The sequence below is a fragment of the Streptomyces sp. NPDC006332 genome, from assembly GCF_040612855.1.
Taxonomy (GTDB): domain Bacteria; phylum Actinomycetota; class Actinomycetes; order Streptomycetales; family Streptomycetaceae; genus Streptomyces.
Genome location: NZ_JBEXRA010000005.1, coordinates 26,425 through 38,934 on the forward strand (window position 1 = coordinate 26,425; position 12,510 = coordinate 38,934).

Here is a 12,510-nt window from a genome sequence, read left to right on the forward strand (position 1 = left end):
GGCTGACGGCATCATGAACGTATGCGTGCCGCCCGTCTCATCAAAATGGTGTTGCTGCTCCAGTCCCGGCCGTCCATGACCGCCGCCGAACTGGCGCGGGAGCTGGAGGTGTCCGAGCGGACCGTCACGCGGGACGCGCAGGCGCTGTCGGAGGCGGGGGTGCCGGTGTACGCGGACCGGGGCCGGGCGGGTGGTTACCGGCTGATCGGCGGGTACCGCACCCGGCTGACCGGGCTGGCGCGCGGTGAGGCCGAGGCGCTGTTCCTGTCGGGGGTACCGGGGGCGCTGCGCGAGATGGGCCTCGAGGACGTGGGCTCGGCGGCCCGGTTGAAGGTATCCGCGGCCCTGCTGCCGTCGGTGCGGGACGCCTCGCGCACGGCGGCGCAGCGGTTCCATCTGGACGCGCCGAGCTGGTTCAAGGAGCCGGAGACACCCGAGCTGTTGCCGGCCGTCGCGGACGCGGTGTGGGACGACAGGTCGATCACCGCACGCTACTGGCGCGGTGAGGGCGAGGTCGTGCGGGAGCTGGAGCCGTACGGGCTCGTCCTGAAGGCGGGTGTCTGGTATCTGTGCGCGCGGGTGGCGGGGCACGGGTCCTACCGGGTGTACCGGATAGACCGGTTCACGGAGGTGGGTGCGGGGGTGCACCGGTTCGCGCGGGACGAGGCGTTCGACCTGCCGGGTTTCTGGGCGGAGCGGGCCGAGCAGTTCGCCCGCTCGATCCTGCGCTGCGAGGTCGTCGTACGGCTGTCCCGGGACGGGGTGCGGGCCCTGCCGTACGCGGTCGACGCCCCGTCCGCGCGGGAGGCGCTGCAAGCCGCCGCTCCCGCGGACGAGTTCGGGCGGGTGACGGTGACCCTGCCGGTGGAGTCCGAGGAGGTCGCGCACAGCCAGCTCGCGGCGCTCGGGCCGGAGGCGGAGGTCCTGGCGCCGCAGAGTCTGCGGGCACGTTTCGCCGAGGACGCGATACGCCTCTCCGCCCTCTATCGGACATAGCGCCGTGCGGGACATAACAATCCGTCGCACTCCACGTGCGCCCCACCCTCCCAGGGCCGATGCTGGACCCGTGATGGACGAGACGGAGTTCTGGGAGCTGGTGGACGCCACCCGCGAGGCCGCCGGCGGCGACCCCGAGGAGCAGGCGGACCTGCTGGTGGAACGGCTGCTCCAGCTCGACCCGGAGATGGTCCTCGACTTCGCCCGTCACTTCGAGGCCCGCTACAACCGCGCGTACACCTGGGACCTGTGGGGCGCCGCCTGGGTCCTGCTGGACGGGGCGAGCGACGACGCCTTCGACTTCTTCCGGTGCTGGCTGATCGGCCAGGGCCGCGAGGTGTACGAGGGTGCCGTGCACGCCCCGGACTCCCTGGCCGACCTCCTGAACGACTTCGACGAGGACCTCGACGGCGACGGCGAGGAGCTCGGCTACGCCGCGGACGAGGCCTACGAGCAGCTCACCGGTGCCGTCGCCCCCGACCTGGGGATCCCGCCCGCGGCCTCGGAGCCGGTCGGGGCCCCGGTCGACTTCGAGAACGATCGGGCGCTGGCGGAGCGCTATCCCAGGCTGTGGGAGCGGTTCAGGGACTGAGGGGCCTGAGGGGTCCTGGGGGCTACGCGGTGACCCGGCGGCGGGTCGGGTCCGTCGGGATGTACGCCTGTGTGCGGTCGGCTGTCAGGCTGGCCCGCACGGCGTGGTGCATCGGTGCCTTGTTGGCCTGGTCGAGGGCGGACGCCGTCACGGCGGCGGGCCCCAGGACTACGGCCGCGACCGTGCAGACCACCGTCCAGACCCGCCTGTTGCCGCTCATGCCTTGGCTCATGATCCCCACCTCCGGTCGACTTGTGCTGACGACCGTAGGGAGCGGATCTCGCAGTTGCCTGCGGGTGGGCTGTGGCGTGCCTGTGGGTCTCGGCACCCTCAGGTCCTGCCCTGGAGCCGTGCCGCCCGCTCCCTGATCTCCGGCAGCCGGGCGCTGAGGGCCGCGCCGGGGCAGGTCGTCCGGTAGGCGTCGTCGTGGCCCGAGAGGGCGGGCAGCAGGGCGGCGGTGCCGGACCGGTACCGGCTGAGGCTGTTGCTGGAGACCAGGCGGACCTTCGCGCGGGGGTCGATATCGGCCAGGCCCAGCTTCCAGGCGGCCAGCGCGGCGATCGAGTCGGTCATCGCCTTCGGCACCGGCACTCCGGCGGTGAACGTGCCGAGGGCGGCGATGCCCGTGGTGCGGTGGTTGAAGCCCTGGGTGTGGGCACCGGTCACGGGCCGGCCGGGGCCGCCCGCGCGGCCCTCGTAGATGGTGCCGCAGCGGTCGACGAGGAAGTTGTAGCCGAGGTCGTCCCAGTCCCGGGAGCCGGTCTGGCCCGCGTACAGGTAGCGGATGATGCGGGGCGTGTCGGCACAGTCGTAGGCGTTGGGCGAGTCGGTGTGGTGGACGAAGACGGCGACGACCTTGTCGTCGTAGCGCGGCGGCGGCTGGGGGCGGCGGGTGTCACCGTCCAGCCAGGCGGCGCGGGGTCTGATGGGCGGTCTGGCCGCCAGGTGCGGGACGGCGGCCCGGCGGGGGACGGTCGCCCGGTGGGCGGCGTGGTCGGTGGCCGCGTGCTCGACGCCCTTCGCGCACAGCACCAGCGCGGCGGCCGCGGCCAGACCGGGCAGGCAGCCCAGCAGCACGAGTGCGGCGCCCGGTGTCCGGCCCGCGCGTCGTCTCCGTGCCGGCCGCTGTCGCCCCGGCCGTCGCGAGACACCCATGAACCCACTGTCGGCCTGATCCGGTGCGCCCGCGATGTGTGCTGTGCCACCCGGTGGAACCATCGTCCGGGTCCGCGACGTTTTTCCAGGTGCACGCACGCGTGGCCGGTTCCGGTGGCCATGCGCGCGGGTGACTGATCACTGGGACCGTCCCGCGCGTACTAGGAGAGACGCCCTCTGAGGGTCCGATAGAAAGGCGGCTCCGTGGACCTGCTCGACATCCTGCTGTTGCTGGTGATCCTCGCCTACGCGGCGTCCGGCTACCGGCGCGGACTGGTGGCCGGCTGTGTCTCGTTCGCCGGTTTCGTGGGCGGCGCGGTCGTCGGCGTGTGGGTGCTGCCGTGGATGATGGACCTGGCCACGCCGGGGACGACCGCGGCGACGGTGACCGCGGTGCTGACCGTGCTGGTTCCGGCGGTGATGGGCCACGAGCTCGCGGGGCGGCTGGCGCTGAAGCTGCGCCGGGAGCTGGACCGGGGAGTGCTCAGGGCGGCCGACGGGGTCGGCGGGGCCGTGGCCAACTCGGTGGCGGTGCTGGTCGTGGCGTGGGTGGTCGCGAGTGTGCTCGGCGCGTCCTCGTCACTGCTGGTCACGACCGCTATCCGGGACTCCGCGCTGCTGGGCGCCGTCCAGGACACCATGCCGGACACGACTCCCGCCTGGTTCTCGCGGGCCACGTCCGCGCTGACCCAGGCGGGCTTCCCGCAGGTCTTCAACCCGTTCGAGAACGAGTCGACGGCCGAGGTCGCCAAGCCGACCGGCGACAGTGTCACGGCGAGCGCGACGAACGCGGCCAAGCTGAGCACCGTGAAGATCGAGGGCGTCGCGGGCACCCAGGGCCGCGAGGGCAGCGGCTTCGTGTACGCCCCGCAGCATGTGATGACCAACGCGCACGTGGTGGCCGGCATCGACAGTCCCAGCGTCCGGATCGGGGGTGTGGGGCGGGCCTACGAGTCACGGGTGGTGCTCTTCGACCCGAACAAGGACGTGGCGGTGCTGTACGTCCCCGAGCTGAAGGCCCCGGTGCTGAAGTTCGACGACACCGCCAGACGCGGCGACTCGGCGGTGGTCGCCGGCTATCCGCAGGACGGCGACCTGAATCTGCAGGCGGCGACGGTGGCGAACCGGGTGCAGGCGACCGGCCAGAACATCTACAGCGACGCGACGGTCACCCGCGAGATCTACTCGATCCGCTCCACCGTCCGCCCCGGCAACTCCGGCGGCCCGCTGCTGACCACCGGCGGCCAGGTGTTCGGCGTCGTCTTCGCCCGCTCCACCTCGGACGACGAGACGGGGTACGTGCTCACGGTGAACGAGGTCGCCGACGACGCCCAGCGCGCCGCCGACGCGACGGCACCGGTGGACACGGGCGACCTGGTCACGTCCTGAGCAACGCGGATCCGTGGGGCGCCGCGCCCGGCCCCGCACGGGCGTACGACCGCACCGCGGAGCAGGTCACAGGGTGCGGCCCATGAGCACGTCGTCGACGTAGGCGCCCTCCAGCCAGAACTCCTCGGGCAGGATCCCCTCCACCACGAAGCCCTCGGACTCGTACAGCCTGCGTGCGGGGGTGTTGTGCCCCAGCACCCGCAGGGTGAGCCGGCGCGCCCCCTGCCGCCGGGCCTCCTCCCGCACGGCCCGCAGCAGAGCCCGGCCGACCCCCGCGCCGCGCGCCTGGTCGGACACCACGAGCCCCTGGATCTGGCGGACGTGGGCGTTGCAGGCCAGCGATGTCGGGTGGGCCAGCCGGACGTAGCCGACGAGGGTCCCGGCCAGTTCGGCGACGAGGTGGTCCCGGGGCCCGAACCGCTCGTTGTAGAAGGGTTCGTAGGGCGGCCGGGGGCGTGGCTGGACGGAGTGCAGCGGGGACCACGCCTCGCGGTCGAGTCGGCCCAGCGTCTCCTCGTCGTCGAGGGCGGCGTGGCGTATGTGAGGTACCGGCATGCCGGTCACCCTAAGCCGGGGTACGGACGGACCCCGATCGGGCCGGAGCGGGAAAGCTGAGCGAGGATGACGCTCATGACACGTTCGCGAATCGCGGTGGCCGGCGCGTCCGGTCTGATCGGCGGTGCTCTGGTGCGGTCCCTGACCGCGGACGGGCACGAGGTGGTGCGCCTGGTCCGCCGGGACCCCCGGGCGCGGGACGAGGTCCGGTGGGACCCCGCGTCGCGGTACGTCGACCCGGCCGGGCTCGTCGGGTGTGACGTCGTGGTCAACCTGGCCGGGGCGGGGGTGGGCTCGCACCGCTGGACGGACGCGTACAAGGCGAGGATCCGGGACAGCAGGGTGCTGGGCACGGCCGCCCTCGCCGAGGCGATCGCGTCCCTGGAGGCGCCGCCGCGTGTCTTCGTGAACGGCAGCGCGATGGGGATCTACGGCGAGACCGGTGACCGGCCCGTCGACGAGGACGCGCCGCCCGGGGAGGGCTTCCTGCCCGAGCTGTGCGTGGAGTGGGAGGGTGCCGCGGCACCGGCCCAGGAGGCGGGCGTACGGACCGTGTTCACTCGGACGGGTCTGGTGGTGGCCCGGCAGGGCGGGGCCTGGGGGCGGCTGTTCCCGCTGTTTCAGGCCGGGCTCGGCGGGCGGATGGGCGACGGGCGGCAGTACTGGTCGTTCGTCTCGCTACACGACGAGGTGGCGGCGATCCGGCATCTCATCGACACCGACGGCCTGTCGGGGCCGTTCAACATCACCGCTCCGCGGCCGCTGACGAACCGTGAGATCACCGCGGCGATGGGGCGGGTTCTGCGTAGGCCGACCCTGTTCGCGGTGCCGGCGCCGGTGCTGCGGGCCGTGCTCGGGGAGATGGCGGGGGACGTTCTCGGCAGCCAACGGGTGTTGCCGATGCGGCTGTTGGAGTCAGGGTTCACCTTCGCGTTCCCGGAGATCGAGGAGGCGATCCGGGCGGCCCTGTGACCGCTGCGATCGAATGCGACCGTCGTGCGACCGTGCCCTGTCGATGCGCGACTGTCCGCGACCGATCACGGCCCTACCCTCGACCCGAACTCGGGTATCCCTGAGGCCAGTCGGAGGCGGGACGTCTCCCCCGGCCGCGCAACCTCGAGGAGGGGCACGTGCTTGAGCCCGCGTACCAGGCGGACGTCGTGATCGTGGGAGCCGGTGTCGCCGGGCTCGCCGCGGCGCATCGACTGACCAGCGCAGGAGTGACGACCGCGGTGCTGGAGGCCGCCGGGTGGGTCGGTGGCCGCATGTCGACGGAGAAGGTCGACGGCTTCCGGCTCGATCGCGTCGGACAGCTGCTGTCCACGGCGTATCCCGACCTACGGCTGACGCCGGGGCTGGACGCCCTGGTCCTGCGTCCCTTCGCCCCCGGTGTCCTGCTGCACAGCGACGGACGCCATCACCGGGCGGCCGCCCTCGCCCACCCGGGGGGCGCACGGGGCGCACTCCATGCTGTGCGCGCCCTGGCGAGCGCCCCCAGGCCGTCCGTCGCACCGAGGGGACGGGTTCTGTCGCGCCAGGCCTCCGTGTCCCGGGACTGGGGGGAACCGGTACCGGCCACCGCACAGAGGGGCCGGGCGGGTTCTCGGACCGTCGGCGCGCCCGGCGCCGTCCGCACCGCCCCCCGAGGCACGTCACCGCTCGGCACCGCCGTCGACCAGGCCCGGCTCGGTGCCGCGCTCACCCGGATCGGGGGGCTGCCCGTCGAACGGCTGCTGGCCCGGCCCGAGTTGCCCGCCGGGCAGGCCCTCGCGGAGCGCGGGGTGCCCGCCCGCACGATCGACGGCTTCCTGCGCCCGCTGCTCGCCGCGCTGCTGTGCGACCCGGAGCTGACCACCTCCAGCCGGTGCGCGGACCTCGCGCTGCGGGCCTTCGCCCGGGGTCGCCTGTGTGTGCCGGAGGGTGGTGCCGAGGCGCTGCCGGAGCTGCTCGCGCGGACGCTGCCCGCGGGCACCGTGCGGACCGGGGTCCGGGTCACCTCGGTCTCCACGACCTCGGTGTCGACCGCCGAGCACGGTGAGATCCGCTGCCGGGCGGTGCTCGTGGCGACCGACGCGCGGGCCGCGGCCGAGCTGCTGCCAGGCCTGCGGGTGCCGGAGTTCCACCCGGTGACGGTGGTGCACCACACGGCGGACGAGCCCCCGGCCACGGGCGCGTCCCTGCTGCTCGACGCGGACCGGGGCGGTCCGGTCGCGCACACGGCGGTGGTCAGCCGGGTCGACCCGGCGCGCGCGCCGGCCGGCCGCACCCTCGTCTCCTCGACGGTCCTCGGCCCGCCCCCGGCCGACCTCGACGCCGCCGTCCGCACCCACCTGGCACGCCTGTACGGCACCTCGACCCGACGCTGGGAGACCCTCGCCGTCCACCACACCGCCGAGGCGGTACCCGCCATGCGCCCACCACACGACCCACGCCGCCCGGTACGCCTGCTGGCAGGCCTCTACGTATGCGGCGACCACCGCGACACCAGCACCGTCCAGGGCGCCCTGCACTCGGCCCACCGAGCCGCCGCGGCCATCCTCACGGACCTGCGAGCCGCCGGCTCCCTGCACAGGGCAGACCCCCCGAGCACCCCCCTACCGAGGGCCGCCTGACCCACCAAAGGGGCGCGGGGAACCGCGCGACCAGCCCCAACGAAACCCGCACCCACCCCCCACCGCCCGCAGCCCGACCACCTCCCCACCAAGGGCCACCCGACCCACCTAAGGGGCGCGGGGAACTGCGCGCCCAGCCCCAACGACAGCCGCACACACCCCCCACCGCCCGCAGCCCGACCACCTCCCCACCAAGGGCCACCCGACCCACCAAAGGGGCGCGGGGAACTGCGCGCTCAGCCCCAACGAAACCCGCACACACCCCGCACGGGTCGAAGCCAAGGCCGACACCCCCTAGCCCAGCGCAGCGACCTTGTCCCGGTACCCCCTCACCGGCGTCGCGTCCTTGTACGGCTCCAGCCTCCGCTCGAAGTCCCGCACGTACTCGATCGCCCGCACCGACCGCATCTCGGCCGCCGCACAAGCCGCCTCGGCACCGAGAACGCAGGCCTGATCGAGTTCACCGAGCCCGAGGCGGGCGGAGGCCAGCACGACCCGGCAGAACAGACGGCTGCGGGCGTACGCGGGGGCGCGCAGTTGCAGCGAGCGTTCCGCGTGCTGGGCAGCCGCGCGGAACTGCTGGAGGTCCCGGTGGCAGTGCCCGAACTCGTCGGCGAGCTGCGCCTCGTCGAAGAACCGCGCCCAGTGCGGGACCTCGTCGGCGGGCCGGGCCGCCTCCAGCGCGCGCTCGGCCCGCACCAGTGAGGCGGTGCAGGCCCGCACCTCGCCCAGTACGCCGTGCGCGCGTGCCTCGACGGCGTGCAGCAGCGCCTGGACGAGCGGCGGGGCGCCGGTCCCGACGCCCTGCTGCGCCACCCGCGCGAGCTGCACGGCCTCCCGCCCGTGCCCGAGGTAGACGGCCTGCCTGCTCATCGTGACCAGCACATAGGAGCCGTACGCCCGGTCCCCGGCCGCCTGGGCGAGCCGCAGCGCCTGCACGAAGTAGCGCTGGGCGAGACCGTGCGCCGCGATGTCGTACGAGGTCCAGCCGGCGAGCCTGGTCAGGTCGGCGGTGGCGGCGAACAGTCGGCGGCCGGTCTGCTCGCCGTAGGTGCCGCGCAGCATCGGTTCGCACTCGTGCTCCAGGTAGCGCACCAGGGCCTGCCGTGCGTGGCCGCCGCCGTACATGTCGTCGAGGGAGCGGAACAGCTCGCCGACCGAGCGGAGGGCGGAGATGTCGCCGCCGGTGACCCGGTGGCCGGGACCGCGCTCGGTGTGGCCGCGCTGGCGCGGGACGGCGGGGCGGCCCTGCGGAGCCGCCCTGAGGGGCGTCTCACCGCGGGTCACCCGGTCGTCGGGGCGGCCGATCAGCCAGTCCCGGCTCGGCACCACCAGCCCCGCCGGGGTGAACGCGATCTTGCGGAGCTCGGCGTGGCTGCCGGAGTCCTTGCGCCACAGCCCGCTGACGATGTCGACGGCCTCCTCCGGGGAGGACGCGAACTCGAGGCCCGCGTAGACCGGTGCGCAGGCGTCAAGACCGAGGTCCTGGGCGGTGAGCCTGCGGCCGAGGCGACGGGTGAAGACCTCGGCGATCAGGGCGGGGGTGGTGCCCCGGGGCTGCTGCCCACGCAGCCACCGGGTCACGGAGGTCTTGTCGTATCTGAGGTCCAGCCCGTGTTCGAGACCGAGCTGGTCCACTCGCCGGGCGAGACCCGCGTTGGAGAACCCCGCTTCTGCGATGAGCGCGGCGAGCTGACGGTTGGGAGTGCGCTGCGCGGGTCGTTCCGTCATCTGCGGTGCGGTCTCCTGCCTTCGGGCCTCGCGTCCGCCGGTGCGGTCGCCGCGTGGCCCGGATTGCCTGTGAGCAGCCCTTATGGCCTCTGTGAACGGCGCGAATGTAGCGGAGAGTGAGGAGTCGATCGCACACTTCGACGTTCGTTCATCCGATCGTGTGAGGATTGGCCGCCGGGCTGACGCGCGATGAGCGGTCGTACAGTGGCGTAGGCACACGTCGTGCCTTACCGGCTTCTAGCTTCTAGGGAGGCGCTTGCCGTGAGTGGGTTGCGGTTCGTCCGCATGGGGTTCGGTGCCGACGCGGTCGAGTACCAGGAGGCGTGGGACGAGCAGCGCCGGGTGCACGCGGCCCGATTCGCCGACGAGGTCCCCGACACCGTGCTGCTCCTCGAACACCCGCCGGTCTACACGGCCGGCCGGCGCACGGCGGACAACGAACGACCGCTCGACGGCACCCCGGTCGTCGACGTCGACCGCGGCGGCAAGATCACCTGGCACGGCCCGGGCCAGCTGGTGGGCTACCCGATCCAGAAGCTCCCGCGTCCGGTGGACGTCGTGGCACACCTGCGCCGCCTCGAGGACGCGATGATCCGGGTCTGCGCGGAGTTCGGCGTGGAGACCAGCCGGGTGGAGGGGCGGGCCGGCGTCTGGGTCCTCGGCGACCCGGTGGAGCAGCGTCCCGCGCCGGGCGGACTCTCCCTCGACTTCGACCCCCGGCTGACCGACGACGAGTTCGATCCCCGCCTCAACGGCCCCGAGTACGCCCCGTCCAACGCGGGCCAGCGCCGCGAGGACCGCAAGATCTGCGCCATGGGCATCAGGGTCGCCAAGGGCGTCACCATGCACGGCTTCGCCCTGAACGTGAACCCGGACACATCCAACTTCGACAAGATCATCCCCTGTGGCATCCGTGACGCGGGCGTCACCTCCCTCTCCCACGAACTGGCCCGCGAGGTCACCATCGAAGAGGTGCTGCCGGTCGTCGAGCACCACCTCGCCGACGTCCTGGGCAACGCGGACCTGAAGCCGAGGGAGATCGAGGAAGCACCGGCAACACTCAGCCCGTCCGGCGCTTGAGGACGAGGCCCGTTCAGGGCCGTAGCGGGGGCCTGGGGGCGGCAGCCCCCAGCAGGGCCAGCACCGACGCCGGGCATTCAAATCAACGGGCGTACCCTTGAGCACGCCGAAGAATCAATCGCTAGGGAGCCGATGTGTCCGCAGTCGCACCCGACGGACGCAAGATGCTGCGCCTGGAGGTCAGGAACGCCCAGACCCCCATCGAGCGCAAGCCCGAGTGGATCAAGACCCGGGCGAAAATGGGTCCCGAATACACCAAGATGCAGAACCTCGTGAAGAGCGAGGGCCTGCACACCGTTTGCCAGGAAGCCGGCTGCCCCAACATCTACGAGTGCTGGGAGGACCGCGAGGCGACCTTCCTCATCGGCGGCGACCAGTGCACCAGGCGCTGCGACTTCTGCCAGATCGACACTGGCAAGCCCGAGGCGCTTGACCGGGACGAGCCGCGGCGCGTCGGCGAGTCCGTGGTCACCATGGACCTGAACTACGCCACCATCACCGGCGTCGCCCGCGACGACCTGGAGGACGGCGGCGCCTGGCTGTACGCCGAAACGGTCCGGCAGATCCACGAGCAGACCGCGGGCCGCGAGGCCGGCCGTACCAAGGTCGAGCTGCTGGCCCCCGACTTCAACGCCGTCCCGGAGCTGCTCCAGCAGGTCTTCGAGTCCCGCCCCGAGGTCTTCGCGCACAACGTGGAGACGGTCCCCCGGATCTTCAAGCGCATCCGCCCCGGCTTCCGCTACGAGCGCTCGCTGAAGGTCATCACCGAGGCGCGCGACTTCGGCCTGGTCACCAAGTCGAACCTGATCCTCGGCATGGGCGAGACCCGCGAGGAGATCAGCGAGGCGCTCCAGCAGCTGCACGACGCCGGCTGCGAGCTGGTCACCATCACGCAGTACCTGCGTCCGAGCGTGCGCCACCACCCCGTGGAGCGCTGGGTCAAGCCGCACGAGTTCGTGGAGCTGCAGCAGGAGGCCGAGCAGATCGGCTTCTCCGGTGTGATGTCCGGCCCGCTGGTCCGGTCCTCGTACCGCGCCGGACGGCTGTACCGGATGGCCGTCGAGCAGCGTGAGGCGTCCGAGCCTCGGCGAGAGGACTCCTACGCGGCCTCACAGGCCGTGTGACCTGCACGACAAACCCTCGCCCGCCCTGCCCGGCAGCGAGTGGTGCAAGCGTGTGAATTCGCGCACAAGGGGCTACCGGCCAGTAAAGGCTGATATGACGCGGTCCTGACCGTCCTCGCAGCTGAGGACGCCCATCAGGACCGCGTCAGCTTGCGAGGCCCCCACATCAAGGCTTCATTGGTGTTTGACCGGTCAGTCACGCACTGGTAACACCAGTCAGTGACCCTGAACTCACACCACGTGCACCCGCACCCGAAGCGGTATCAAGGGGGGACCTCCATCATGCAGGCCGCGCCCGTTCGCGCCACAGCGATTCCTTCGTTCACCGACGCGCTCCGTGCCGTCGAATCCCTGCTCATGAGCAGCGGCCAGCGCACCGCTCGCCGCAACGCCTGGACATCCGTGCTGGAGGATCGCCGCCGCGCCAAGGACAGGGTCGAGGCGCAGCGTGTCCTGGAGCAGACCTTCACCGCCCTTCCCTGACACGCCCCTTCCGCCGTCCCGCGGGCACTGCCGTCGTAGGCGCTTGCGGGGCCACGTAGACTTCGTGCCATGGCGAGGAAGGACACGGCAGCGAACGCTGCGGACCAAGGGCGACTCAAGCAGATCGCCCTGACCTACAAGATGACTCGCAAGGCCGACAAGAAGATCGGTCTTGTACTCGCGGCTGTCGGAATCGTCACCTTCGGTGTCTTCCTCGCGATCGGTTTCTTGATCGGTCACCCCGTATATCTCGGCATCCTGGGCCTCCTGCTCGCCTTCCTCGCGTCGGCGATCGTATTCGGGCGCAGGGCCGAGAGGGCAGCCTTCGGGCAGATGGAGGGACAGCCGGGCGCCGCCGCGGCCGTACTGGACAACGTCGGCCGGGGCTGGACCACGACCCCCGCGGTCGCGATGAACCGCAGCCAGGACGTGGTGCACCGGGCCGTCGGCAAGGCCGGCATCGTGCTGGTCGCCGAGGGCAACCCGAACCGGGTGAAGAGCCTGCTGGCCGCCGAGAAGAAGAAGATGAACCGCATCGTGGCCGATGTGCCGGTGCACGACCTGATCGTCGGCACGGGTGAGGGCCAGGTCGAGCTGAAGAAGCTGCGCACCACGATGCTGAAGCTTCCGCGCGTGCTCACCGGCCCCCAGGTCACCGCGACCAACGACCGGTTGCGGGCGCTGGGCGACCTGATGAGCAACATGCCGCTGCCGAAGGGGCCGATGCCGAAGGGCATGAAGCTCCCGAAGGGCGGGCCCAAGGCCCGCTGACCCCCTCCCACGTCAGAAAGGG

General features: G+C 72.2%; 13 protein-coding genes. 9 read left to right on the forward strand and 4 right to left on the reverse strand.

The window, feature by feature from the left end:
• Positions 1-21: 21 nt before the first annotated feature.
• A complete protein-coding gene (locus ABZ027_RS06455) occupies positions 22-996 on the forward strand; it encodes a WYL domain-containing protein (RefSeq protein WP_356764968.1) in 975 nt (324 codons plus the stop codon).
• Between the two features lie 73 nt (positions 997-1,069).
• Positions 1,070-1,588, forward strand: coding sequence for a DUF4240 domain-containing protein (locus tag ABZ027_RS06460; protein WP_356765364.1), 519 nt, complete (start codon positions 1,070-1,072; stop codon positions 1,586-1,588).
• Between the two features lie 22 nt (positions 1,589-1,610).
• On the opposite strand, the gene ABZ027_RS06465 is transcribed toward ABZ027_RS06460, so the two are convergent.
• Together ABZ027_RS06465 and ABZ027_RS06470 are read right to left on the reverse strand one after the other, a co-directional pair.
• Entirely contained in the window at positions 1,611-1,820 is a 210-nt protein-coding gene (locus ABZ027_RS06465; protein ID WP_356764970.1) for a hypothetical protein, read from the reverse strand.
• A 98-nt stretch (positions 1,821-1,918) separates the two neighbouring features.
• Entirely contained in the window at positions 1,919-2,743 is an 825-nt protein-coding gene (locus tag ABZ027_RS06470) for a peptidoglycan recognition protein (RefSeq protein ID WP_356764972.1), read from the reverse strand.
• A gap of 204 nt (positions 2,744-2,947) precedes the next feature.
• On the opposite strand from ABZ027_RS06470, the gene ABZ027_RS06475 reads away from it, so the two are divergent.
• Positions 2,948-4,132 (forward strand): MarP family serine protease, encoded by a 1,185-nt coding sequence (locus tag ABZ027_RS06475; protein ID WP_356764974.1) that lies wholly within the window; start codon positions 2,948-2,950, stop codon positions 4,130-4,132.
• 66 nt (positions 4,133-4,198) lie between these two features.
• Here the strand turns inward: ABZ027_RS06475 and ABZ027_RS06480 are convergent, their stop codons facing one another.
• Positions 4,199-4,687: a GNAT family N-acetyltransferase gene (locus ABZ027_RS06480; protein ID WP_356764976.1), complete on the reverse strand. Its 489-nt coding sequence runs from the start codon at positions 4,685-4,687 to the stop codon at positions 4,199-4,201.
• 75 nt (positions 4,688-4,762) lie between these two features.
• Between ABZ027_RS06480 and ABZ027_RS06485 the strand changes: the two genes are divergently transcribed.
• The gene (locus ABZ027_RS06485; RefSeq protein WP_356764978.1) at positions 4,763-5,659 is read left to right on the forward strand and encodes a TIGR01777 family oxidoreductase; all 897 of its coding nucleotides are present in this window, start codon (positions 4,763-4,765) and stop codon (positions 5,657-5,659) included.
• Positions 5,660-5,817: 158 nt separating this feature from the next.
• Positions 5,818-7,299 carry an NAD(P)/FAD-dependent oxidoreductase gene (locus ABZ027_RS06490; RefSeq protein ID WP_356764980.1) on the forward strand — a complete coding sequence of 494 codons (1,482 nt, stop codon included), beginning with the start codon at positions 5,818-5,820 and terminating at the stop codon, positions 7,297-7,299.
• 294 nt (positions 7,300-7,593) lie between these two features.
• On the opposite strand, the gene ABZ027_RS06495 is transcribed toward ABZ027_RS06490, so the two are convergent.
• Entirely contained in the window at positions 7,594-9,030 is a 1,437-nt protein-coding gene (locus tag ABZ027_RS06495) for a regulator (RefSeq protein ID WP_356764982.1), read from the reverse strand.
• A 261-nt stretch (positions 9,031-9,291) separates the two neighbouring features.
• On the opposite strand from ABZ027_RS06495, the gene lipB reads away from it, so the two are divergent.
• The 4 genes from lipB to ABZ027_RS06515 all read left to right on the forward strand — a co-directional run bounded on the left by lipB (position 9,292) and on the right by ABZ027_RS06515 (position 12,488).
• Entirely contained in the window at positions 9,292-10,110 is an 819-nt protein-coding gene (gene lipB, locus ABZ027_RS06500; RefSeq protein ID WP_356764984.1) for a lipoyl(octanoyl) transferase LipB, read from the forward strand.
• Positions 10,111-10,244: 134 nt separating this feature from the next.
• Positions 10,245-11,234 (forward strand): lipoyl synthase, encoded by a 990-nt coding sequence (lipA, locus tag ABZ027_RS06505; RefSeq protein ID WP_356764986.1) that lies wholly within the window; start codon positions 10,245-10,247, stop codon positions 11,232-11,234.
• Positions 11,235-11,516: 282 nt separating this feature from the next.
• Entirely contained in the window at positions 11,517-11,717 is a 201-nt protein-coding gene (locus tag ABZ027_RS06510; protein WP_356764988.1) for a hypothetical protein, read from the forward strand.
• 69 nt (positions 11,718-11,786) lie between these two features.
• A complete protein-coding gene (locus ABZ027_RS06515; protein WP_356764990.1) occupies positions 11,787-12,488 on the forward strand; it encodes a DUF4191 domain-containing protein in 702 nt (233 codons plus the stop codon).
• Positions 12,489-12,510 lie beyond the last annotated feature (22 nt).

Excerpts from the sequence above, each read along its gene's own strand:
- ABZ027_RS06455 (WP_356764968.1), top strand. The coding sequence starts at position 22 with ATGCGTGCCGCCCGTCTCATCAAAATGGTGTTGCTGCTCCAGTCCCGG.
- ABZ027_RS06460 (WP_356765364.1), top strand. The coding sequence starts at position 1,070 with ATGGACGAGACGGAGTTCTGGGAGCTGGTGGACGCCACCCGCGAGGCC.
- ABZ027_RS06465 (WP_356764970.1), bottom strand. The coding sequence starts at position 1,820 with ATGAGCCAAGGCATGAGCGGCAACAGGCGGGTCTGGACGGTGGTCTGC.
- ABZ027_RS06470 (WP_356764972.1), bottom strand. The coding sequence starts at position 2,743 with ATGGGTGTCTCGCGACGGCCGGGGCGACAGCGGCCGGCACGGAGACGA.
- ABZ027_RS06480 (WP_356764976.1), bottom strand. The coding sequence starts at position 4,687 with ATGCCGGTACCTCACATACGCCACGCCGCCCTCGACGACGAGGAGACG.
- ABZ027_RS06485 (WP_356764978.1), top strand. The coding sequence starts at position 4,763 with ATGACACGTTCGCGAATCGCGGTGGCCGGCGCGTCCGGTCTGATCGGC.
- ABZ027_RS06495 (WP_356764982.1), bottom strand. The coding sequence starts at position 9,030 with ATGACGGAACGACCCGCGCAGCGCACTCCCAACCGTCAGCTCGCCGCG.
- ABZ027_RS06510 (WP_356764988.1), top strand. The coding sequence starts at position 11,517 with ATGCAGGCCGCGCCCGTTCGCGCCACAGCGATTCCTTCGTTCACCGAC.
- ABZ027_RS06515 (WP_356764990.1), top strand. The coding sequence starts at position 11,787 with ATGGCGAGGAAGGACACGGCAGCGAACGCTGCGGACCAAGGGCGACTC.